This is a genomic window from Paraglaciecola sp. QJM3NY_14 (genome assembly GCF_056173245.1).
In genome coordinates, this window is record NZ_CM149664.1 from 5,092,011 (window position 1) to 5,114,138 (window position 22,128).

The window sequence follows — 22,128 nt, forward strand, 5'->3', positions numbered from 1 at the left end:
CACTCTGCGAATCGGAAGCCGTCTTATAGTTAAATAATTTTAGCCGCGAACTGTCATGAGTGCCGCGGCTTTTTCGCCAATGACTCGAACCAGGTCATTACGAGGCGCAAAAACATGTCAGCAATTACAATTAAAAAGTGGGGCTTTTATGGCAAACCATGTATTACTCAACAGCGTTGAACACAGCGACCTAAAAATTATCACCACCCGGAGCGAGAAATATGGTGATAATCTTTGGTTTTCGCCCACCTTTGTTGACGAGATACGCAGTGTACAAGCGCATTACCCTATCGTATTTCACAAAGACCAAAGCCGTGGCCAGTTCACACCGGTCGCTCTTTTTGGTTTTGAGCAGCAAGAAAATCTATTTTTAGAATCCTCAAAATGGTGTGCAACCTACATCCCCTTGTCTGTTCAACGCATGCCTTTCTTCATTGGTAGACAAGATGTGACGACCGATGGCGTAACTGAGCAGCAACGTGTGATTACCTTAGATATTGATTCTCCACGCGTTAGTAAAACGCAGGGTATCGAGTTGTTTTTAGAATACGGTGGAAATAGTCAATACTTAGAAGACATAGCCGCCATACTTGAAACCTTGCATCATGGCCTGCAAGGCAATGACAACTTTGTAAATGCGCTAACAAGCCTCAATTTATTGGAGCCCATGACACTTGATATCACCTTAGATAATGGCGCTAATCATCAATTAGTGGGTTTCTATACCATTAATGAAGACGCACTCAATTCCCTTAGTTCAGACAACATAGTGCAGTTACATAAAGCTGGGTATTTGCAAGCTGCTTATCTGATTTTAGCCTCGCAAGTGCATTTCAATGATTTAGTGGCCTTGAAAAACAAGCGGGTCGCACAAGAGGAATAATCGGAGAACACTGACGTGCCTTTATCCAACGTGAAGCAGATTACTCAAAAGGTCAAACATCTTGAGGGGATAACGCCTAAGAATATCCCTGAAGCTTTGCTCAACAGCCAACAACCCATTGTGCTAAAAGGTTATTGCAACCACTGGCCATTGGTAAAAGCCGCTAAACGTTCTGATGACGCGGCGGCACAACACCTTTTACAGTTCGATAAAGGTGCCTCTTTTCATACTCATTATTTGCCGAGCACCGCCCAAGGGCGAGTGTTCTATAATGCTGCAATGACAGGGTTTAACTTTGAATCAAGCCAACAAGGCTTGCCACAAATACTGACAGATATTCTGCACAACGCTCACAATAAAACAGGGCAGTGCGTGTATGTTAGCGCCACCAGCCTTGAGCAAAGTTTGCCTGGTTTACTCGAGCAAATAGACACCTTACCTGAGCTCAACTCCCCACTAGTGAATATTTGGTTGGGTAATGCGTGTCGTATAGCCGCGCATTATGACGTTGCCCAAAACCTAGCATGCTGCGTGGTTGGTAAACGACGCTTTACCTTGTTTCCTCCTGAGCAATTAGAAAATCTATACGTTGGTCCGTTAGACAAGGCCCCAGGTGGTCAAGCAATTAGCACTGTGGATTTTAATCAGCCCGACTTGGTGAAGTATCCGAAATTCGCACAGGCGTTAGAAGCGGCTCAAACGGCTGAATTAGAAGCAGGAGACGCACTTATCCTCCCCAGTATGTGGTGGCACCATGTGCAAGGCTTAAGCGAGTTTAATGTGCTTATTACCCATTGGTGGCGCGACACGCCAGCACAAATGGGTAGACCTATGAATGCCTTGTTATTAGCCATGATGAGTATACGTGACTTACCTGAACAGCAGCGAAGTGCGTGGAAAAACCAGTTTGACCATTATGTCTTTAAGCACCATCCAGAGGATTTTTCGCATATCCCAGAGGCAGCCAAAAGCATACTGGCGAGCCCAATGGATGACACAAACATTAGAAAACTGCGCGCTGATCTACAAAATAAACTCAGACGATAATAACGTTAACAAATCGAGTAAAAATGATGCAACAGGACGCGATAAAAAAAATCGTTATTGCTGGCGGAGGTACAGCCGGCTGGATGTCAGCGGCAGCGCTTGGCAAACTATTTGGTAAAAATATAGACGTAACACTCGTTGAGTCAGACGCTATCCCCACAGTGGGCGTCGGTGAGGCAACCATACCGACTTTGCACTTGTTTCACGACCTGCTGAAAATTAAAGAATCAGAGTTTATGGCTGCCACCAATGCAACATTTAAGTTGGGAATAAAATTCGATGATTGGTACCAAAAGCCGCAATCCTATATTCATTCTTTTGGTCGATTCAACCATGGCTGCTGGGCGGCTGGTTTTCAACATTTTTGGTTGCGAGGAAAGAGGTTAAACATCGCATCTGAGATAGGTGACTACTGCCCAGAGCATGTAGCCTGCAGAATGGGGAAGTTCGCAACGGCACCGAAACAAGAGCGTAATCATGCTTTTCATCTTGATGCCGGCTTGTATGCCAAATTTTTACACAATATCGCTCAGCAATGCGGGGTAGAGCGAATTGAAGGCAAAATCGACAACGTTAATCTTGACCACGACAATGGCTTTATTCAGTCACTTACCTTAGATAATGGACATCAAATCCAGGGTGACCTATTTATCGATTGCACCGGCTTTAGGGGTTTACTGATTGAACAAGCACTGAACACAGGTTACGAAGACTGGAGCCATTGGTTACCTTGCGATAGTGCCGTCGCTGTTCAAACTGAATTGAACGACGAAACGGTTCCATATACGCGCTCGATTGCCCATCAAGCAGGTTGGCAGTGGCAAATACCGCTGCAAACTCGTATGGGTAACGGCATGGTGTTTTGTAGCAAATATATCAGCGACGATGAGGCCAAAACACAATTGTTATCGAATATTCAGGGTGAAACGTTAAATACCCCAAGAGTACTGAAATTTAAGACGGGTGTAAGGCGTAAACTGTGGAATAAGAATTGTGTTGCGATTGGTCTGGCTGGTGGCTTTATTGAGCCGCTCGAGTCCACCAGCATCCATCTTATACAACAAAGCATTATACGTTTAATGCAGTCTTTACCCACCAAGAAAATGGAAGCAGCGCTCAGCGCTCGATTTAATGCATCCATGCGCGAAGAAATCGATAATATTCGTGATTTCATTGTTCTGCACTACCATGCGACCGCACGTAAAGACTCAGCGTTTTGGCGCTATTGTAAAGATATGCCAATACCTGACTCACTGCAGGCTCGAATGGAACAATTTGCCCAAAGCGGCCACGTGTATCAAGGTAATGGTGAACTATTCGGAGAAGCTTCTTGGTTACAAGTGATGCTAGGACAGGGTATAACACCAAAAGCATATCACCCCATAGCGGATTTAATGCCAGAACAAGAGCTGGCTAAATTCTTAGCCAGCATAAAACAGCAAACTGAGCGACGCGTTAGTCAATTGCCTAATCATTTAGATTTTATCCGTTACTACTGTCAGTAAAAGAGGGCAATGAATATGGGAGGGCCGATTATGAAATCCACCGCAGAACAACCGCGGATAAACCCAGATCATCAGATCCAAGTGATCAGGATAGGACGTCAAAGAACACCTGTGTTGATCATAGATGATTACTTTGACTCTCTCACCAGTGTGCTGGGTCTCGCTCAGCACACTGCACATTTTATCCCCGATGAAGCCACTTACTATCCAGGTGTTCGTAGTAAGTTACCGAAGGAATATGTACTCGCTAGCCTAAAACCTTTGATGAAAGGGCTGTATAATATTTTTGACATCGCCCCTGAATTAACCCCCGCCCCGGTAGACAACTACTTTTCATTAGTCACGAAACAACCTAACCAATTGTTGCCCCAACAAACACTGCCTCATTTCGATACTAACGATCCAAACTCCTTGGCCGTTGTACACTATTTGAATTCAACCGAGCATGGTGGAACCGGTTTCTACCGCCATAATCGCAGTGGTATTGAACGAGTCACCAAGAGCAATGAACAAGCCTATGGAACAGAAGTGAACGGAATTTTGGCCTCGTCCGACACGCGAGAATACTGCACAACGGCCCATCACGCTTATACTTGTATTCATAAGATACCTTATAAGCAAAATAGGCTGCTGCTTTACCCCGGAAATATCTTACACAGCGCACTTATCAATAATAAGGACATTGACGCTGACCCGATGTCAGGCCGCCTTACTGCAAATATGTTTATTAAATTCCGTTAGTAAGTGCATACTATGCATTTATAAACTTTATTTCTGAAGCTTCCAAAGCATCTCTTCTAATGTGGGCTGCCACTGAAAACTGGCTAATTTAACCCTGTTTCTTAACACCGCCACATTCTCGTCTTGTAGTAATCCTGTCTGTTTCATGGCTTGCTCTGACCCTTTAGGAAAAGCCAGTTGGCCCGAGGAACGTAACACGCGATACCAAGGCACGTTCATATTAGAGGGAACGTAACCCAGAGATTTACCCACTAGGCGTGCACGGCCTGGTAAACCAGCAAGATCAGCAATCTGCCCATAGCTAGCGACTTTACCGGCGGGAATAGCACAAACTGTTTGCCAAATTTGTTTATAATGGGGATTGTGTGACATGGCATTATTTACCTAAAAGCGAGCGTGGGTAAGACATTATACCAATCCGCATTATTAAGTACCCCCTCAGAATCCGTCCAGTGGTTTTTATTAAGGCGTCGTAATGGTTGTTCCCTTTCAAATAGTGAGAACGCAAAGCAAAAGCCGCTGGGACATTCCTTTTAGGCGAGTTTTAAAAAGGCTCACACTGCGTTGCATGAGTTCGAAAGAGAGCAACTATTCATTCAGTCATGCGCCGTGTTTACGCCCTTTTACATTATCGCTGAGTAATCACTTAGTAACGTAAAATGGTATTGAACAGACTAATATTCTACTGCGTTATATTACGCGTTACCCCATTTAGCTTCGCGAAGCATTGCGTTGTATAGGATTTTAAGAGTGAAAAGAGCCATTTGTCGTCGTTGTGATTACCCTCTGTCCGTATGTATCTGCGATTTATTATGCGAGGTTATTAGTTCACAGCGAATTATCATCCTGCAGCATCCCAGTGAGGCACAGCATGCTAAAAATAGTGCAAAGTTAGTCAAGCTTTGTATCCCCGAGAGTGAAATCTGGTTAGGAGAATCTGCCGAAGACTTTTCACACCTTCAACGAGGTATCAAAACGCGTGGAGGCAAGGTAGCCGTTGTGTACCCTAATGACGACAGCGTAGCGTTGGAATCGCTGACTAAAAAGCAACGGACATCAATTGACACGCTGATCTTAATTGATGCCACATGGCGTAAGGCATACAAGATATGGCAGCTAAATCCGTGGTTAAAGCAATATTCGTCGTGGCATTTTGCTAAGCCCCCTGCAAGTCAATACGTCATTCGTAAAACATCCATTGAAGGCGGTTTATCAACGTTAGAAGCCTTAGCTCATGCGCTTACGTTAACCCAAGAGATAGATACAAGTGAGTTGGTAACTACATTTGGTGAAATGCAAAATCGCGTTTTTGCCCGCCATACCTCGAAGCACGAAACCTAATAGGGTGATTTGAATCAATGTAACAAGTGCCTATTTTTTGGTCATATCATCAGGAAATACGAGCAAATTGGTAAAAACGCTAACCGTATAATGTGATTGTCGTGCATACTTTACTGTAGTCGTAGATCAGCGACATACTTCGGTTTAGATCACTGGATGTTGCGTTTACAGTTTGCGGATCAAAGCTCAGCTTTCAGAACCGCTTTAGTTAGTTGGTGCTAATGTGAAGTCTGTATTTTTTATCATTTTGTTTTTGTCATTTTTTAGTTTCGAGATTGAGGCACAAGATACCTCAATAACGCAATTCTCCGCATCTGAAATTCAACAACAAGATATTAGTCAACGTCTCACCTACTTGAGCATCGGTCATGCACAGCTGCCAAATTACAGATCTCCTCTAGACGATTGGTTGCTGATGTTTGATAAACACGACATGCACGACGTGTTCAAAGACAGATATGTCACCGCGTTCGAGATTTACAACGACACGCAAAATAGCGAATGGTTTATTCATCCCTATGGCTCTGTTGTAGAGTCAATTCAAGTTTCGGTTTATCAAGACTACAGCCCTGTAGTTACGTCATTGAGCGGGCTAGATCACACTAATGTCTACCCTCTTCATTACGGAAGCAAACTTAAGATCCCCCCAGGACAAAGCGTGACTGTGCTGATGGTGTTTAGCAGTGACTTCTTTTTTGCGCCACTAAAAATAGCATTACAAAGCGAACAGCAAATGCGCGACATAGTCGCAACAGATAATATTGTTTTATTTATCTGCTTCGGCGTGTGCTTGGCATTAGGTATATACAATTTATTTATATTTATTGTTATGCGTGACAATCAGTACCTTTATTACGCACTGTCTACGCTTTTTTATACCAGTAGCTGGGCAGCCGTGTTCGGGGTGTTTGAGTATTTGCACATGTTCAGCGCTAAAGATTGGCTGATGGCCGGATTTCTCTTGGGTTCTGCTTTTTCGGCTTACTTTCAAATCGCGTTTTTTCGCTTAAATGTGTCATCTAAACCAGCCATGTACTTATTACTTGTACTTGGTTGTCTATGTTTGTTGTTTTTGCCTTTAGCAATTTACAGTCAAGCGCTGGGCCTTATTATTGTATCGATTATGACCTCTGCGGTTTTATTGACAGGCTTGTCCATTGGCATCATGTCTTGGATCAAGGGTTATCGGCCAGCACGCTATTTCACTATTGCAATACTGTGCGTCATCATCCCGAATATTATCGGAAATTTACTTAATCTGAGAATACTGACAGATATCAGCCTCGATATATATTTGCTAGGTTTTGTTGGCATAGCAGCAGATACCTTGATCCTTGCCTTCGCTTTAGCTGAAAAGATGCGATTAGTAAACTCTAGAAATGCTTTACTCAAGCAACAATTGGAACACAAAGTCAAAATCAGGACCCAAGCCCTAAGCGAAGCTAATCGAAAATTAGCCAAATCTAATCACGAACTCGTTGAAGCTAATTCCGCTAAGGATTATTTCCTAGCTAATATGAGCCATGAGATACGTACCCCTCTCACATCGATCATAGGTTACGCTGACGGGATCCTATTAGGCGATATAGACAAAGCCGAACAAGAGCGCGTAACAAATATTATCTATCAAAATGGAGCGCATTTACTTCGCATCATCAACGACATATTAGATTTGAGTAAAATAGATGCGAATAAACTGGAATTTGACACCCAGCCTTGCCACTTATTTACCTTATTAGGAGAGATTGAATCGGTCGCAGGTAAACGTGCGCGAGACAAGGGCATAGGCTTTCATGTTAATTATGACTTCCCGTTACCAGATAAAATTATCACTGATGCCGTTAGGCTTAAGCAAATATTGTTTAATCTAACCAATAACGCCCTTAAATTCACCCACAGCGGTCATATCACGTTAAATGTAAGTATCGCTAATACCACCTTAATAATTAAGGTAATCGATACAGGTGAAGGGATAAGCCAAAGCGATATGCACAAGTTATTTCATCCTTTTACCCAAGCAGACAGCGTGATAAACCGTCAGGTTGGCGGAACCGGCTTAGGGTTAAGCATTGCCAAACGATTAGCTCAAGGCTTAGGCGGTGATATATCCGCACTTAGCCAACTCAGAAAAGGCAGCACATTCACTGTCAGTATTACGTTAGTCACACCCAAAAACGTACCTTGGCTAAGCACCGTCGGTGAAATTGATATGTCTAATATTCACCAAATTACCCACGAAACAGACGTGCCTAAATTTGGAGCATGCAAAGTACTTCTTGCAGATGATCATCCCAATAATCGAGAGCTTGTTGCCTTGTTACTTAAGCGTATGAATATTAACGTAGTGGAAGTGTCTGATGGCCATCAAGCGCTTCAGGCTATGCACACCGGCCAGTTTGATTTGTTATTGCTGGATATTCATATGCCTGAATTAGACGGCATTGAGACACTTAAAGCGATCCGTGGTTCTGGCAACCAAACACCTGCTATAGCGTTAACCGCCAATACCATGAAACACGAAGTAAACCACTATTTGAGAATAGGATTTACTGATCACTTGGCCAAACCCATCGATAGAGACGTGTTTTTCAGCAAAGTCAGTCGTTATTTAAATCTGGCAAAAGCAGACCAATCAAACATCGACAACGATAAAATGCTGCCACTTGTGCAAGGTTATATTACCGATTTACGAGGAGAACTGGGTGCAATAGAGCAAGCCTGGGGTAAGCGGGATTTAGCCAAAATATCGGCTTCAATACACAAAATTAAGGGCGCGGCGGGCTCGTTCGGCTTAGCTAATATTGGTGATGTCTTCAGCCGAATTGAGACATCAGTTAAAAACAACGACGAAGTCGCCTTACTGACAATGCTTCCTCAAGCGTTAAGGCATGCTTATGCTTGTATTAATTTGCCAGGCGTGGACGTAGCGTTAGCAATAGTCAACTTCAACCATTCATTTCCACTTTATCTAGCCCAGTTACCTGATGCCATAAGCCAATGTGAAAACCAACTTGGAGATATTGCCCAAGCGTTACGTGCAGGGGATGACATCAAGACGATGCAATTGATTAAAAATGCGCAAGAGCTGTTCAATCACTATGCTTTTGAGAAAGGGGCATCTTTGTTAGATGAAATAAGCTCCTCAAGCGCACGTAAGGATTATAACTCTGATTATCACATTACCGCACTGCAACAGGTCAGAAGTCTGCTGGAGAGCATCAATAGGGCGCTAAAAAGCCATATTAAGAATATAGAGTAATAGCGTTACTAGCGGACATAAAAAACCCGGCGTATAGCCGGGTTTCACATGAAACATTTCTATCTCAATAACTTGCTCAATTATTTGCGTAGCTTTTGAATCAATCGTAACTGCGCGATGGTTTCGGCAAGCTCTGCAGCAGCTTCTGCATACTCAAAATCAGCACTAGGATTTGCAATATTTTCTTCAAGACGTTTCTTCGCCTCAAGAACGGCTTGCTCATCCAGGTCACCAGCTCGAAGTGCGGTATCTGCAAGTACTGATATATGACCGGGTTGTACTTCAAGTACACCACCAGCAACATAAATCAATTCTTCTTCGCCGTGCTGCTTAACCACATTAACCATTCCAGCTTTGATGGTAGTCAACAAAGGAGCATGACCATACTGAACACCAAGCTCACCTTCACTACCGGTGACTTGGATGCTCTGCACTAATCCAGAAAAAATACTGTCTTCTGCGCTTACCACATCCAGTTGAATTGTCATTGCCATATACCCTCCTAACAAAAAAAGTTAAACGTATCCGAAGATACGCTTACATTTTTTTGGCTTTCTCAGATGCTTCTTCGATTGAACCAACCATGTAGAAAGCTTGTTCAGGAAGGTCGTCAAATTCGCCTTCAAGAATGCCTTTAAAGCCGCTGATCGTATCTTTCAATGATACGTATTTACCAGGTGAACCGGTGAATACTTCAGCAACGAAGAAAGGCTGAGACAAGAAGCGCTGAATTTTACGAGCACGTGATACAGACAATTTATCTTCTTCAGATAACTCGTCCATGCCCAAAATAGCAATGATGTCTTTAAGCTCTTTATAGCGTTGAAGAACCGATTGAACACCACGTGCAGTATCATAATGCTCTTGACCAATAACAAGTGGGTCAAGCTGACGTGAAGTTGAATCAAGTGGATCAACAGCAGGGTAGATACCAAGAGAGGCGATATCACGTGACAATACAACCGTCGCATCTAAGTGAGCGAAGGTAGTTGCAGGTGATGGATCGGTCAAATCATCCGCCGGTACGTATACCGCTTGGATAGACGTGATTGAGCCCGTCTTAGTTGATGCGATACGCTCTTGAAGCACACCCATCTCTTCAGCCAATGTAGGCTGATAACCTACCGCAGATGGCATACGACCTAGCAATGCAGATACTTCAGTACCAGCAAGCGTATAACGGTAGATGTTATCTACGAAGAAAAGTACGTCACGACCTTCGTCACGGAATTTCTCAGCCATGGTTAAACCTGTCAACGCCACGCGTAAACGGTTTCCAGGAGGCTCGTTCATTTGACCGTAAACCAACGATACTTTATCAAGTACGTTAGATTCGTTCATTTCATGATAGAAATCGTTACCTTCACGAGTACGCTCACCAACACCAGCGAATACAGAGTAACCACTGTGCTCGATAGCGATGTTACGGATAAGCTCCATCATGTTTACGGTTTTACCAACACCGGCACCACCGAATAAACCAACTTTACCACCCTTAGCGAACGGACATACCAAGTCAATAACTTTGATGCCTGTTTCAAGTAGTTCAATTGAACTTGATTGATCTTCATAAGTAGGCGCTTCACGGTGAATAGACATACGCTCTTCTTCACCAATAGGGCCTGCTTCGTCGATTGGGTTACCCAATACATCCATGATACGACCAAGAGTAGCCTTACCAACTGGAACCTGAATGGCTTCACCAGTATTGTCTACTGTCAAACCACGGCGCAAGCCATCAGTCGTACCCAATGCGATTGTACGCACTACGCCACCACCAAGTTGTTGCTGCACTTCTAGGGTCAAACCTTGCAGATCACCTTCGGTGATACGCAATGCGTCATATATTTTTGGAACCGAATCTTGTGGAAATTCAATATCCACAACGGCGCCAATGATTTGGACGACCTTACCTTGACTCATGTTAATTCCTCTTAAATTCTAAAACCTTTGCCTACACCGCCGCCGCGCCGCTTACAATCTCACTGATTTCCTGTGTGATCGCTGCTTGACGTGCTTTGTTGTATATCAGTTGTAAGTCATCAATTAAGTCACCAGCGTTATCTGTGGCCGCTTTCATCGCGACCATACGAGCTGCTTGCTCAGACGCAGCATTTTCTACTACGCCTTGATAAACCTGAGATTCAATGTAACGAACCAGTAGCGTATCCAAAATTGGTTTTGGATCGGGTTCGTAGATGTAATCCCAACGGTGCTTTAATGCTTTATCTTCAGATTTAGGCAAAGGTAACAATTGATCGATCAGTGGCTCTTGAGCCATGGTGTTAACAAACTTATTAAACACCAAATACAGGCGGTCGATTTTACCTTCGTTGAAGGCGTTAAGCATAATACGCACTAAACCAATCACGTCTTTCACACTTGGTGCATCACCAAGTCCCGATTCAGCAGCCAACATATTGCCGCCGAAACGATTAAAGAACGCACATGATTTAGAACCTAGAGCTGCAAAATCAACTTCTACACCTTGTTCTTGCCATTTCTTCGCATCTTTCGTGACCTTTTTGAATTCGTTGGTGTTTAAGCCACCACACAAACCACGGTCAGTTGAGATAACGATATAGCCGACACGTTTAACTTCACGGTCTTCTAAATAAGGATGGCGATATTCAAGGTTAGCGTTAGCCAGGTGACCGATCACGTTTCGAATATTCTCAGCGTATGGACGACTTGCAGTCATACGGTCTTGCGCCTTTTTCATTTTAGACGCAGCAACCATCTCCATAGCACTGGTGATTTTCTGAGTATTTTTAATACTCCCGATCTTACCTTTTATCTCTTTACCGCTAGCCATAAATCTATCTCCGATTATTCAACGAATGCACTGCCAGTAAAGGCAGTGCCATTGATTACCAAGTTTGTGTCGCTTTAAATTTCTCTAAAGCTTCAGCTAACGTGGCTTCAATTTCGCCGTTGAAATTACCTGTATCATTGATAGTTTTTATCAGCTCTGCGTATTCGCTGTTCATGTACGAGTGCAACGCAGCTTCAAAATCTAAGATTTTGTCTAGCTCAACGTCTTTCAAGTAACCTTTTTCAACAGCGAACAATGAAACAGACATATCAGCCACTGAAAGCGGTGCATATTGGTTCTGTTTCATTAATTCCATAACACGCTCACCATGCTCTAATTGAGCACGAGTCGCTTCGTCAAGGTCAGATGCGAATTGAGAGAAAGCTGCCAATTCACGGTACTGAGCAAGTGCTAGACGGATACCACCACCTAACTTCTTAACGATTTTAGTCTGGGCTGCACCACCAACACGTGATACTGAAATACCGGCGTTAACCGCAGGACGAATACCTGAGTTAAACAAGTCAGTTTCTAAGAAAATCTGACCATCGGTAATTGAGATTACGTTAGTAGGTACGAATGCTGATACATCACCTGCTTGAGTTTCGATAATCGGTAATGCAGTCAAAGAGCCTGTTTTACCTTTTACTTCACCCTTGGTGAAATTCTCTACGTAGTTTTCGTTAACACGTGCAGCACGCTCTAGAAGACGCGAGTGCAAATAGAAAACGTCACCAGGATATGCTTCACGACCCGGCGGACGACGTAGTAATAGTGAAATTTGACGATACGCAACAGCTTGTTTAGATAGGTCATCGTATACGATTAACGCATCTTCACCGCGGTCACGGAAGTATTCACCCATAGTACAACCAGAATAAGGAGCAAGGTATTGCAATGCTGCTGATTCAGAAGCTGATGCTGCAACAACAATGGTATGAGCCATTGCGCCGTGCTCTTCAAGCTTACGTACTACGTTAGCGATAGTTGATGCCTTTTGGCCAACCGCTACGTAAACACATTTAACGCCAGAATCTTTCTGGTTGATGATCGCATCGATGGCCAAAGCAGTTTTACCTGTTTGACGGTCACCGATAACCAATTCACGTTGTCCACGACCTACTGGGATCATGGCATCAACTGATTTATAACCAGTTTGGATTGGTTGATCTACCGATTGACGTTCAATAACGCCAGGGGCAATTTTTTCTACAGGTTCAAAACCATCAGCTTCGATTGCGCCTTTACCATCGATCGGAGCACCAAGTGTGTTTACAACACGACCTAGCAAACCACGACCCACTGGTACTTCAAGGATACGGCCTGATGAAGTCACCTTTGCGCCTTCTTGAAGGTCAGCGTAAGGACCCATAACAACCGCACCTACAGAGTCGCGCTCTAGGTTCAATGCGATAGCGTAGCGATTACCAGGAAGCTCAATCATCTCACCTTGCATTACATCTGCAAGGCCATGAATACGGATAATACCGTCGGTTACACCAACGATAGTTCCTTCGTTACGAGCTTCACTTACTACTTCAAACTGTTCAATTCGCTGTTTGATCAGTTCTGCAATTTCAGTGGAATTCAGTTGCATGCTCTTTTCCCCGTTATGCTTGTAACGCGTCTGTGAGACGGTTTAATTTACTTTTAACCGATCCATCAATCACTGTATCACCGGCTTTTATTTTAACTCCGGCAATCAGGGTAGGGTCGACGCTACAATTCAGCTTAACTTTTCGTGCAAGACGCTTTTCAAGAGCCGCACTGATGTCTGCTTGTTGTTTAGCATTGAGTTCTGTGGCTGATGTAACATCAGCTTCAATCTCTTTGTCGAATTCAGCTTTGAATTCACTAAACAATTCAGCGATATCAGGTAACGCTTGAAGGCGTTTATTTTCAGCCAAAACTTTCACAAAGTTTTGACCATGTTGGTCAAGTTGTTCACCACAGATTTTGTTAAAAATCTCTGCTAGCGACTCAGGAGCAACTGCACCGGACATCAAGTTTTTAATATCCGGATTTTGTGCAACTTGCGCTGCAAAAACTAGCATTTCCTGCCAGCCTGCAATGATTTTCTGCTCAACCGCATAATCGAACGCAGCTTTTGCGTAAGGGCGAGCAATCGTTGTCAATTCAGACATAGCTCAAATTCCCCTTATAGCTCGGCGACAAGTTTTTCAACTATGTCACTTTGCGCTGCAGCATCAATTTGACGCTCAAGAATTCTCTCAGCACCGGCAACAGCTAACGCTGCGACTTGCTTACGCAAATCCTCTTTTGCACGGTTACGCTCAGCTTCGATTTCAGCATGACCTTGAGCAATGATATTCTCACGCTCTTGGTGGGCACGTTGCGTTTCTTCATCAACTATTTGAGAACCACGCTTCTTAGCCTGCTCGATAATTCCAGCTGCTTGAGTTTTCGCCTCTTTCAACTGCTCTGTTGCTTTCGCTTGAGCTAGTTCTAGATCTTTTTCACCGCGTTCAGACGCAGCAAGACCATCAGCAATTTTCTTTTGGCGTTCTTCAATCGCGCCCATAATTGGGGGCCATACAAACTTCATGCAGAACCACACGAAGAATATAAATGCTAGAAGTTCGCCAAATAGAGTGGCATTGATATTCAAAACCGCTCCTCCTATATTCGTTATTGTCTAGTTAGGTGCTTAAACAGCAAACTTCGCGCTTTCAACGAACAATAAGAAAAGAGCGATAGCAACACCGATCATTGCGATTGCATCGATAAGACCAGCAACAATGAACATTTTAACTTGTAGTTGAGGCGCTAGCTCAGGTTGACGAGCAGCTGACTCAAGAAATTTACCACCTAGAAGACCGAAACCGATCGCTGGGCCCAATGCGCATAGTCCTATCAAAATACCAACCGCGATATAAAGATTTCCTAAGATTTCCATAGATTTTCACCTTTGTGTTTAAGTTAATGTTAAAAAAATAAAACGTTGTAAAACTAGTGTTCTTCACTCGCTAGGCTTAAATACACGATGGTCAACATCATGAAAATAAACGCCTGTAATGGAATAACTAACAAGTGAAATGCAGCCCATAAGAAGTGAATTGGCAACTGCCACACGCCTAAAGTTCCTGCAATAAGAATAAAGATAAGCTCGCCGGCATATAAGTTACCGAACAAACGAAGTGATAATGACAACGGCTTGGCAATCAAAGATACCAACTCAAGAATAAAGTTGAACCAGTATAACCAAGGCGTATTAAACGGATGAGCATAAAGCTCTTTCATGAAGCCGCCGAAACCTTTGATTTTTACAGAGTAAAAAATCATGAGTGCAAACACGCCTAACGACAATGCAAAAGTCATGTTTACATCAGTGGTTGGTACCACTTTCATGTAAGTATGAGACTGACCAGCAGCAATAACGTCCATCGACTCACCAGCGATTAATGCCGCAGCCGTAGGAAGGAAATCAACTGGAATTAAATCCATCAAGTTCATTAGCAGTACCCATACGAATATGGTTAACGCTAACGGTGCGATTAAGGCACTTTTTCCGTGATAAGTACTTTTAACTGTGTCGTCAACAAACTCAACAATCAGTTCAACACAGGCTTGCCATTTACCCGGCACACCTGCACTTGCTTTTTTCGCAACTGCGCGAAAGCTTAATATAAATACTAATCCGAGTACCACAGACCACGCTAATGTATCGACGTGAAAGGTCCAGAAACCTTCGCCGACCGATGCATTGGTCAAATGGTGCTGAATATAACCACTAATGGTTTGTTCGCCAGCAGATCCTGCCATTTTGCCACCCAAGTATGTAAAGTTAAAAAATCTGTGTTGGTCTCGTTACTATTTAACGCGACCTAAAAATAATATTACTGGCCACTGGCTTACCAAAGTCACTACGTAACTCAACATCAATGGTAGAGGCTGAAGATCTTTCCATTGATATGCCACGATGAATAACACTATGGTGGCGAAAAATTTGAGTTTTGAGCCTTTGTTAAATTGCTGCACAACCAGTTTGTTCTTACTAGCACCGGCATATCTAAAGGCAAAGTAAGCGAAAATGACGTTTGGGAGTAAACATATAACTCCACCAAACAAGGATGATATTGCCGAGTTTTGTCCGTAAATTACGGCAAAAAATGCACTTAAGGCGATGATAATAGTCATTTGGCAGTAAAAAATATTTTTTGCCAACGCTCGACCTGGTGCGGTTAAACTCGCTATCAACTTATTCCTCTACTTGCTGATACCTTCAAAAGCGCCGAAAGTATACTTATCTGCGACGAATTTACAACTGAAAAGGGTATTTCGACTGCCTATTTGTAACATTACTTTATGTGCAACAAAATTCCGTCTAATTCATCTAAACTGGAGAAATTAATCACGACTTTGCCTTTCCCCTTAGCATTGTGCGCAATTTGTACTGGAGCACCTAAGTTTTGCGACAATTCGTCTTGTAAACGCACCACGTCAGGATCAAGTTTTTTCTCTTCTTTAGGGCTGGCTGGCTCTAGGAATTTACGAACTAAGTTTTCAGTGTCTCTGACGGTCAAGCCTTTACCTGACACGATATGAGCAGCTTCTAGCTGGGAATCACCTTCGAGGCCAAGTAACGCTCTAGCATGACCCATTTCAATGTCACCGTGCTCCAATAATAATTTAACATCGTCATGCAAATTATTGAGGCGCAATAAGTTCGTCACGGTCGTACGAGATTTGCCGACTGCGGTGGCCACTTCTTGGTGAGTTAATTCAAATTCGCTCATGAGGCGCTCTAATGCTTGAGCTTCTTCCATTGCGTTAAGATCTTCACGCTGAATGTTTTCAATAAGCGCAATAGCAACAGCAGCTTCGTCGGGTACGTCTTTGACCAAGCAAGGCACCGTCTCTAAACCAGCTAACTGCGATGCACGCCAACGACGCTCTCCGGCAATAATTTCAAATTCGTTAATGCCTACCGCGCGCACGATAATGGGTTGAATAATACCCTGTGAGCGAATAGAAGATGCTAATTCTTCCAAGGCATCTGGCGACATGTCTTTACGGGGTTGGTATTTTCCGGGCTTAAGAAACTCAACGGCTAACTGCTGTAATTCGCTGTCATTTTGTTGCGACTGCTGACCTTCCGCATTTCGTGATGCCTGACTTGTCGCCAACAACGCATCTAGCCCTCTTCCTAATCCTCGTTTTTTTGCTGACATGTATTTCTCTATTCGACCCGTATTGATGTTAAGTTAACTAACGTTAGCTATATTTTCTTTTTTACTACGACGCAGTATTTCACCGGCAAGTGCTAAGTACGCTTTTGACCCTGTTGAAGAGCGGTCGTAATACATTGCAGGAGTACCAAAACTTGGGGCTTCCGCTAAACGTACATTACGCGGAATAACCGTGCGATATACCTGTTCACCAAAATGACGCTTTAATTGCTCGGATACATCGTTAGCAAGGCGATTGCGCGGATCGTACATGGTGCGCAACACCCCTTCAATTGTTAATTCTGGATTTACCACTGAAGCAAGCTTTTTAATGGTATCCATCAATGCGGTTAGCCCTTCAAGCGCATAATATTCGCACTGCATAGGTACTAAAACTGAATCAGCCGCCGCCATAGCGTTAACGGTTAGTTGGTTAAGCGAAGGAGGGCAATCAATAAAAATGAAGTCATAGTAATTGCGTACAGGAGCGAGTGCATTGCGCAGCCGCACTTCGCGAGCAAACACTTCCATCAGTTTAATTTCAGCAGCGGTAACGTCTGTGTTAGCGGCAATCAAGTCGTATTTACCCGACGTATCTGAAATAACCACATCCTTAATCGGTTTTTCTTCGATCAATAGTTCATAGCAGGTATTGGGGGCGTCGTATTTATCAACACCGCTACCCATGGTGGCGTTACCTTGTGGATCTAAGTCGATCAATAAGACTTTACGCTTAGTTGCCGCCATTGAAGCAGCCACGTTCACCGCAGTAGTGGTTTTACCTACGCCACCTTTTTGATTGGCTATGGCAATGACTTTTCCCAAAATAGTATTCCAGTGGTTATTTGACGCTATTGAGTGACATTCAGTCAAATAGCGCGATAAAAAAATTATCTGCAGAAGATAATGCTTTTAACGTTAAAAAGAAATGTTCATTTATGACTTAACAATCTTTATCAGATGCCTATCGCCATCCAATTCAGGTACCTGCAACTGAACAATCTCAGTGACGGCAAAGCCCGCAGGCAAATCGTCTATTTCTTGTTGAGGTAATTGCCCTTTAAGTGCGATGAAAGTTCCATCGTTTCCAATCAAGTGCTGGCACCAGTTCAACATGTCATTTAGTGACGCGAACGCTCGGCTTAAAACACCATTGAGCTGATGAGGGCTGACATAATCTTCTACTCTAGATTGAACAGGTTGAATATTATCGAGTTTCAACTCGTAAGCAACTTGCTTCATGAATCTAACACGCTTCCCCAGGCTATCAAGCAAGGTAAAATGCGTTTCGGGTAACATGATAGCAAGCGGTATCCCTGGTAAACCAGGACCTGTTCCCACATCAATGTAGTGACGTTGAGATAGATGCGGTGCAACAACGATGGAGTCCATGATGTGTTTTAACAACATAGACTCAACGTCTCGTACTGACGTTAGGTTGTAGGTTTTATTCCATTTATCGATCATTTGCACAAAACCAACTAACTGGCTGATCTGATCTTTTGTTACCTGCAGATCAGTGCGCTTGATATGTGTACTAAGTAAACCTGTTAAGTACTCTGTGTTATCTGACATTATGCAGTTTTACGCTCTGTTTTTCTAAGCAAGCCGTGCTTTTTCAAATAGACCAGAAGCAAAGAAATAGCGGCTGGGGTAATACCTGATATACGTGAAGCTAAACCTAATGTTTCAGGTTTGGCGTCGCTTAGCTTCGCCACAACTTCATTTGATAGACCTGAAATCTGGCTGTAATCGAAATCAAGAGGGATCAAAGTATTTTCATTTTTACGTGATTTTGCGATCTCATCTTGCTGGCGTTCAATATAGCCCGCGTATTTGATCTGTATTTCTACTTGCTCCGCCGCTTTAGGATCGGTGATCCCAGGGCCAAATTCAGTGACATTCATTAACGTTTCATACGTCATTTCAGGACGACGGATTAAATCTTCTAAGGTATTTTCTTTACTTAATGCATTTTTCAACAATGGATTCAGTGCTTCTGCTGCTGCATGCTTAGGATGTACCCAAGTATCGCGCAGACGCTGGCGTTCAAGCTCAATGGCTTCCAGTTTAATATTGAATGCTTGCCAGCGTTCTTCATCAACTAAACCTAGCTCATGACCCTTGGCCGTTAACCTAATGTCTGCGTTATCTTCACGTAACAACAAGCGGTATTCAGCGCGGCTAGTGAACATGCGATAGGGTTCTTTGGTGCCCATGGTAGCCAGATCGTCGATCAGTACTCCCATGTATGCTTCATCGCGACGTAGGATCAACGGATCCTTACCTTGACACTGTAAAGATGCATTTGCTCCGGCAATCAAACCTTGCGCCCCAGCTTCTTCATAGCCCGTGGTACCGTTGATTTGACCAGCGAAGAACAAGCCTTTAATAAACTTGGTCTCAAGAGTTTGTTTTAGATCTCGCGGATCAAAGAAATCATATTCGATCGCATAACCTGGACGAATAATATGTGCATTTTCGAAACCTTTGATTGAACGAACGAGCTCAAACTGAACATCAAATGGGAGGCTTGTCGATATTCCGTTTGGATATACTTCAATACTGTTCAAGCCTTCAGGTTCTACAAATATCTGATGAGAATCTTTATCAGCAAAGCGATTAATTTTGTCTTCTATCGAAGGACAATAGCGTGGGCCAATTCCCTCTATCACCCCAGTGTACATAGGGGAACGGTCTAGTCCACCACGAATGATATCGTGGGTTTTACTGTTTGTATGGGTGATGTAACACGCGATTTGTCTTGGATGGTCTTCCCTTTTTCCCATAAATGAAAATACAGGAGTAGGGCTGTCACCTAATTGCTCTTGCATCACACTGTAGTCAAGTGTTCTGGCATCCAAACGTGCGGGAGTACCCGTTTTTAAACGTGATACACGAAAAGGTAAAGCACGTAAGCGATCTGCTAACGCAATCGAAGGAGGATCGCCAGCACGGCCTCCTTTGTAATTTTCCATGCCGATGTGAATGGTACCACCTAAAAACGTGCCTACAGTGATTACAACGGATTTCGCACGGAATTTAAGACCCATCTGAGTCACCACACCTGTGACTTGATCGTTTTCCACGATAAGATCATCACAAGATTGTTGGAAAAGAGTGAGGTTGTCTTGATGTTCAACGATATCGCGAATAGCTGATCGATATAAGGATCTATCCGCTTGTGCGCGCGTTGCTCTTACGGCAGGCCCTTTGCTTGAATTCAGTGTTCTGAACTGGATCCCGCCTTTGTCGATAGCTTTAGCCATACTGCCACCTAAAGCATCAATTTCTTTTACAAGGTGACCTTTGCCGATCCCACCAATTGCTGGGTTACATGACATCTGACCTAAAGTTTCAACGTTATGTGTCAGTAACAGGGTTTTTGATCCCATACGCGCAGCAGCAAGGGCCGCTTCAGTGCCTGCGTGACCACCACCAACTACGATTACGTCAAATTGTTGTTGATAAAACATTTAGTACCTCTTCAATCATGTATATCCCAAAAAAGGGGCGCGTATTCTATATGTTATTTTGCAGAAGTGAAATGCTTAAAATTCATTCAGAAGATCGAACCGATCTTGCTTAATCTTTATATGATCTATTTAGATCTTTACTTAATGTTATTATTATTAGTGATCGCTGGATCTGTGTGTAAGCATTATTAATACAATATTATCAGTAGCTTACGTTGAACTTTTTGTTGTGATCATGCATTGATCTATTTTGTATAGCTTGGGGGTAAGTAGCGATCTTATCCACAAGCGGATCCACGCCTATATTTATCAAGTGGATATGTAATGATTATACAGCAGTTATTCAGTATTTTGTGCACAATAAAGGATAAGGTTTGATCTAACTGTGTATAAAATGTGATCTTCTTCCGTAAGATCAGTCCAGAAACCCTATTTTACATGACCTATACCTTTTAGATCACGATCTTCGATCGAGTTGTGTATAACTGCTGGATCTAAGCGAAAATTAAATTACGATTTTTTTAAAATAAATGGAAAACAGCGCTAAAAACACTTAATTAAGGCCGCTAGAGCATTTCTCATCTAAAGTTGAGCAAGATATTGGGGCGCAATTTTTCTGAAAATTTTTATAAAAGAGAGTAAATGAGCGGCTAGAAAGATCCTAAAGTAAGATCCAATTAACAAAGATCTTGTTTCTGAGGATCCTTTCTTATGAGCATGAGCTTTCCTTTCCGGTTATTTATTGCATTTCTTAATGTTAAAGGTGTCCACTTATACCGTTCGGCATAACCTACGATGATGGTTGGGTGAGGATCATATCGCCTATTTGATCATGAAACGCACAGATTAAATACTCGTGAGCGGACATGGTTTCTTAAAGAGATGTAACCACTTGTGCCGCATTGACTAGCTTAATTTTATGGGACAAGGGGATAGGGATAGCGCGTGATTATAGTGCCAACTTGAGAGCAGAAATCGAAAGATGGCTTTTACGGTTTTATTTATCGCCAAGAATACGCCGCTATATGGGTATATCTAGCGACGAATTACTATCCCTTATTTTACTTGATTAGGCTGATAACCGGTGGCTCGATGAGTTTCTACTTGTGAAGGAATAATCTCTTTGCGGCGACTTGGCCCTTCAAAGCGAACCTTGTAGGTATCGTATTCTTTGATTGACTCAAAACAGTAGCTACCTAGGGCTTGTTCGAGTTCAGCCAGGTTATGGTTGGTGATCAGTATGCAGTTTTTATTGTGTGCTAGACGCTGTCTTAACAAATTCCCCAACCAGCTTTGGGCGTTCTTCTTAAGTGAAGACTCATTGACACACACTTCATCCAATATTAATAAATCGACGTCGAGTAGTTCTTGGTTTATTTCACGAAATTTCTCGCCTACTTTATCTGTCGCACTGTAATCGTATGAGAAGAAGCGCATTTCTAGCAGTGTTGAAAGTTGTCTGTATAAAACGGTGATCTCGTATTGATTGATCAACTCGTGCGCAATAGCACCAGCGGTGTGAGATTTTCCACGGCCATAATCCCCATAAAATATCATCATATGCGAGCCACTTTTGCGCCAAGCGGGATCCTCATGGGCTGCTATAAATGAATGAGCGATACTTATCGCTTCTTTTACATCGTCACTGTCTTGAATAAGGTTGTCGAAGGTCCACTTAGGATTAAGATCAGAACGTCCATGTAAAGTTTGAATTCGGGCGCGTTTGCCGTCTTTTTGTAGTTGGCGCACGTCACGATTGGCAAGGGCTTCGTGTTCGAGCCTTACCGTCTTATAATCAGTATAGGTATCAGGAATGTGTTTCCTGCCAAGCGTTTTACCGAGTTGAGCGATTCTGTCTTTCAAACTTAGCAT

General features: G+C 43.1%; 21 protein-coding genes. 6 read left to right on the forward strand and 15 right to left on the reverse strand.

The genetic code is table 11. The features are described from left to right. Nucleotides 1–148 precede the first annotated feature (148 nt). Genes AC0VYA_RS21815 through AC0VYA_RS21830 form a run of 4 tightly spaced genes read left to right on the forward strand, consistent with a single transcriptional unit; the run spans nt 149 to nt 4,176 of the window. Nucleotides 149–883 carry a SapC family protein gene (locus tag AC0VYA_RS21815; protein WP_475489657.1) on the forward strand — a complete coding sequence of 245 codons (735 nt, stop codon included), beginning with the start codon at nt 149–151 and terminating at the stop codon, nt 881–883. Between the two features lie 15 nt (nt 884–898). Next, a complete protein-coding gene (locus AC0VYA_RS21820) occupies nt 899–1,930 on the forward strand; it encodes a cupin-like domain-containing protein (RefSeq protein WP_475489658.1) in 1,032 nt (343 codons plus the stop codon). Between the two features lie 26 nt (nt 1,931–1,956). After that, the gene (locus AC0VYA_RS21825; protein WP_475491109.1) at nt 1,957–3,435 is read left to right on the forward strand and encodes a tryptophan halogenase family protein; all 1,479 of its coding nucleotides are present in this window, start codon (nt 1,957–1,959) and stop codon (nt 3,433–3,435) included. 30 nt (nt 3,436–3,465) lie between these two features. After that, complete coding sequence (locus AC0VYA_RS21830; RefSeq protein ID WP_475489659.1) at nt 3,466–4,176, forward strand: DUF6445 family protein; 711 nt, start codon at nt 3,466–3,468, stop codon at nt 4,174–4,176. Nucleotides 4,177–4,203: 27 nt separating this feature from the next. On the opposite strand, the gene AC0VYA_RS21835 is transcribed toward AC0VYA_RS21830, so the two are convergent. Then, nucleotides 4,204–4,548, reverse strand: coding sequence for an MGMT family protein (locus AC0VYA_RS21835; RefSeq protein ID WP_475489660.1), 345 nt, complete (start codon nt 4,546–4,548; stop codon nt 4,204–4,206). Between the two features lie 378 nt (nt 4,549–4,926). Between AC0VYA_RS21835 and AC0VYA_RS21840 the strand changes: the two genes are divergently transcribed. Both AC0VYA_RS21840 and AC0VYA_RS21845 read left to right on the forward strand, forming a co-directional pair. Continuing rightward, nucleotides 4,927–5,517, forward strand: coding sequence for a tRNA-uridine aminocarboxypropyltransferase (locus tag AC0VYA_RS21840; RefSeq protein ID WP_475489661.1), 591 nt, complete (start codon nt 4,927–4,929; stop codon nt 5,515–5,517). 223 nt (nt 5,518–5,740) lie between these two features. Further along, entirely contained in the window at nt 5,741–8,776 is a 3,036-nt protein-coding gene (locus AC0VYA_RS21845; RefSeq protein ID WP_475489662.1) for a response regulator, read from the forward strand. An 80-nt stretch (nt 8,777–8,856) separates the two neighbouring features. Here the strand turns inward: AC0VYA_RS21845 and AC0VYA_RS21850 are convergent, their stop codons facing one another. The 14 genes from AC0VYA_RS21850 to AC0VYA_RS21915 form a co-directional block, all read right to left on the reverse strand. Further along, entirely contained in the window at nt 8,857–9,270 is a 414-nt protein-coding gene (locus tag AC0VYA_RS21850; RefSeq protein WP_006994924.1) for a F0F1 ATP synthase subunit epsilon, read from the reverse strand. A gap of 43 nt (nt 9,271–9,313) precedes the next feature. Then, nucleotides 9,314–10,699: a F0F1 ATP synthase subunit beta gene (atpD, locus tag AC0VYA_RS21855; RefSeq protein ID WP_011576976.1), complete on the reverse strand. Its 1,386-nt coding sequence runs from the start codon at nt 10,697–10,699 to the stop codon at nt 9,314–9,316. 31 nt (nt 10,700–10,730) lie between these two features. Further along, nucleotides 10,731–11,591 carry a F0F1 ATP synthase subunit gamma gene (gene atpG / locus AC0VYA_RS21860; protein WP_006994922.1) on the reverse strand — a complete coding sequence of 287 codons (861 nt, stop codon included), beginning with the start codon at nt 11,589–11,591 and terminating at the stop codon, nt 10,731–10,733. A gap of 55 nt (nt 11,592–11,646) precedes the next feature. Further along, on the reverse strand, nt 11,647–13,188 hold the full coding sequence (gene atpA / locus AC0VYA_RS21865; RefSeq protein WP_006994921.1) for a F0F1 ATP synthase subunit alpha: 1,542 nt from the start codon (nt 13,186–13,188) through the stop codon (nt 11,647–11,649). Between the two features lie 13 nt (nt 13,189–13,201). Further along, entirely contained in the window at nt 13,202–13,735 is a 534-nt protein-coding gene (gene atpH / locus AC0VYA_RS21870) for a F0F1 ATP synthase subunit delta (RefSeq protein WP_011576977.1), read from the reverse strand. A 14-nt stretch (nt 13,736–13,749) separates the two neighbouring features. Further along, the gene (atpF, locus tag AC0VYA_RS21875; RefSeq protein WP_011576978.1) at nt 13,750–14,220 is read right to left on the reverse strand and encodes a F0F1 ATP synthase subunit B; all 471 of its coding nucleotides are present in this window, start codon (nt 14,218–14,220) and stop codon (nt 13,750–13,752) included. A gap of 39 nt (nt 14,221–14,259) precedes the next feature. Then, nucleotides 14,260–14,508 (reverse strand): F0F1 ATP synthase subunit C, encoded by a 249-nt coding sequence (gene atpE / locus AC0VYA_RS21880; RefSeq protein WP_006994918.1) that lies wholly within the window; start codon nt 14,506–14,508, stop codon nt 14,260–14,262. A 53-nt stretch (nt 14,509–14,561) separates the two neighbouring features. Then, nucleotides 14,562–15,374 (reverse strand): F0F1 ATP synthase subunit A, encoded by an 813-nt coding sequence (gene atpB / locus AC0VYA_RS21885; RefSeq protein WP_011576979.1) that lies wholly within the window; start codon nt 15,372–15,374, stop codon nt 14,562–14,564. A gap of 48 nt (nt 15,375–15,422) precedes the next feature. After that, nucleotides 15,423–15,809, reverse strand: coding sequence for an ATP synthase subunit I (locus AC0VYA_RS21890; RefSeq protein WP_011576980.1), 387 nt, complete (start codon nt 15,807–15,809; stop codon nt 15,423–15,425). A gap of 101 nt (nt 15,810–15,910) precedes the next feature. Continuing rightward, complete coding sequence (locus AC0VYA_RS21895) at nt 15,911–16,783, reverse strand: ParB/RepB/Spo0J family partition protein (protein WP_011576981.1); 873 nt, start codon at nt 16,781–16,783, stop codon at nt 15,911–15,913. 33 nt (nt 16,784–16,816) lie between these two features. Then, entirely contained in the window at nt 16,817–17,605 is a 789-nt protein-coding gene (locus AC0VYA_RS21900) for a ParA family protein (RefSeq protein ID WP_006994914.1), read from the reverse strand. A 111-nt stretch (nt 17,606–17,716) separates the two neighbouring features. Next, nucleotides 17,717–18,355 carry a 16S rRNA (guanine(527)-N(7))-methyltransferase RsmG gene (gene rsmG, locus AC0VYA_RS21905; protein ID WP_475489663.1) on the reverse strand — a complete coding sequence of 213 codons (639 nt, stop codon included), beginning with the start codon at nt 18,353–18,355 and terminating at the stop codon, nt 17,717–17,719. Continuing rightward, a complete protein-coding gene (gene mnmG, locus AC0VYA_RS21910) occupies nt 18,355–20,256 on the reverse strand; it encodes a tRNA uridine-5-carboxymethylaminomethyl(34) synthesis enzyme MnmG (protein WP_011576984.1) in 1,902 nt (633 codons plus the stop codon). The genes rsmG and mnmG overlap by 1 nt, the downstream gene beginning before the upstream one ends. 1,056 nt (nt 20,257–21,312) lie before the next feature. Beyond that, the gene (locus AC0VYA_RS21915) at nt 21,313–22,128 is read right to left on the reverse strand and encodes an ATP-binding protein (protein ID WP_011576985.1); all 816 of its coding nucleotides are present in this window, start codon (nt 22,126–22,128) and stop codon (nt 21,313–21,315) included.

Bases quoted from the DNA above. Each gene is read 5' to 3' on its own strand.
- AC0VYA_RS21815 (WP_475489657.1), top strand. From the start codon at position 149: ATGGCAAACCATGTATTACTCAACAGCGTTGAACACAGCGACCTAAAA.
- AC0VYA_RS21825 (WP_475491109.1), top strand. From the start codon at position 1,957: ATGCAACAGGACGCGATAAAAAAAATCGTTATTGCTGGCGGAGGTACA.
- AC0VYA_RS21830 (WP_475489659.1), top strand. From the start codon at position 3,466: ATGAAATCCACCGCAGAACAACCGCGGATAAACCCAGATCATCAGATC.
- AC0VYA_RS21835 (WP_475489660.1), bottom strand. From the start codon at position 4,548: ATGTCACACAATCCCCATTATAAACAAATTTGGCAAACAGTTTGTGCT.
- AC0VYA_RS21850 (WP_006994924.1), bottom strand. From the start codon at position 9,270: ATGGCAATGACAATTCAACTGGATGTGGTAAGCGCAGAAGACAGTATT.
- atpD (WP_011576976.1), bottom strand. From the start codon at position 10,699: ATGAGTCAAGGTAAGGTCGTCCAAATCATTGGCGCCGTTGTGGATATT.
- atpG (WP_006994922.1), bottom strand. From the start codon at position 11,591: ATGGCTAGCGGTAAAGAGATAAAAGGTAAGATCGGGAGTATTAAAAAT.
- atpA (WP_006994921.1), bottom strand. From the start codon at position 13,188: ATGCAACTGAATTCCACTGAAATTGCAGAACTGATCAAACAGCGAATT.
- atpH (WP_011576977.1), bottom strand. From the start codon at position 13,735: ATGTCTGAATTGACAACGATTGCTCGCCCTTACGCAAAAGCTGCGTTC.
- atpE (WP_006994918.1), bottom strand. From the start codon at position 14,508: ATGGAAATCTTAGGAAATCTTTATATCGCGGTTGGTATTTTGATAGGA.
- atpB (WP_011576979.1), bottom strand. From the start codon at position 15,374: ATGGCAGGATCTGCTGGCGAACAAACCATTAGTGGTTATATTCAGCAC.
- AC0VYA_RS21895 (WP_011576981.1), bottom strand. From the start codon at position 16,783: ATGTCAGCAAAAAAACGAGGATTAGGAAGAGGGCTAGATGCGTTGTTG.
- rsmG (WP_475489663.1), bottom strand. From the start codon at position 18,355: ATGTCAGATAACACAGAGTACTTAACAGGTTTACTTAGTACACATATC.
- mnmG (WP_011576984.1), bottom strand. From the start codon at position 20,256: ATGTTTTATCAACAACAATTTGACGTAATCGTAGTTGGTGGTGGTCAC.
- AC0VYA_RS21915 (WP_011576985.1), bottom strand. From the start codon at position 22,128: ATGCTAAGTTTGAAAGACAGAATCGCTCAACTCGGTAAAACGCTTGGC.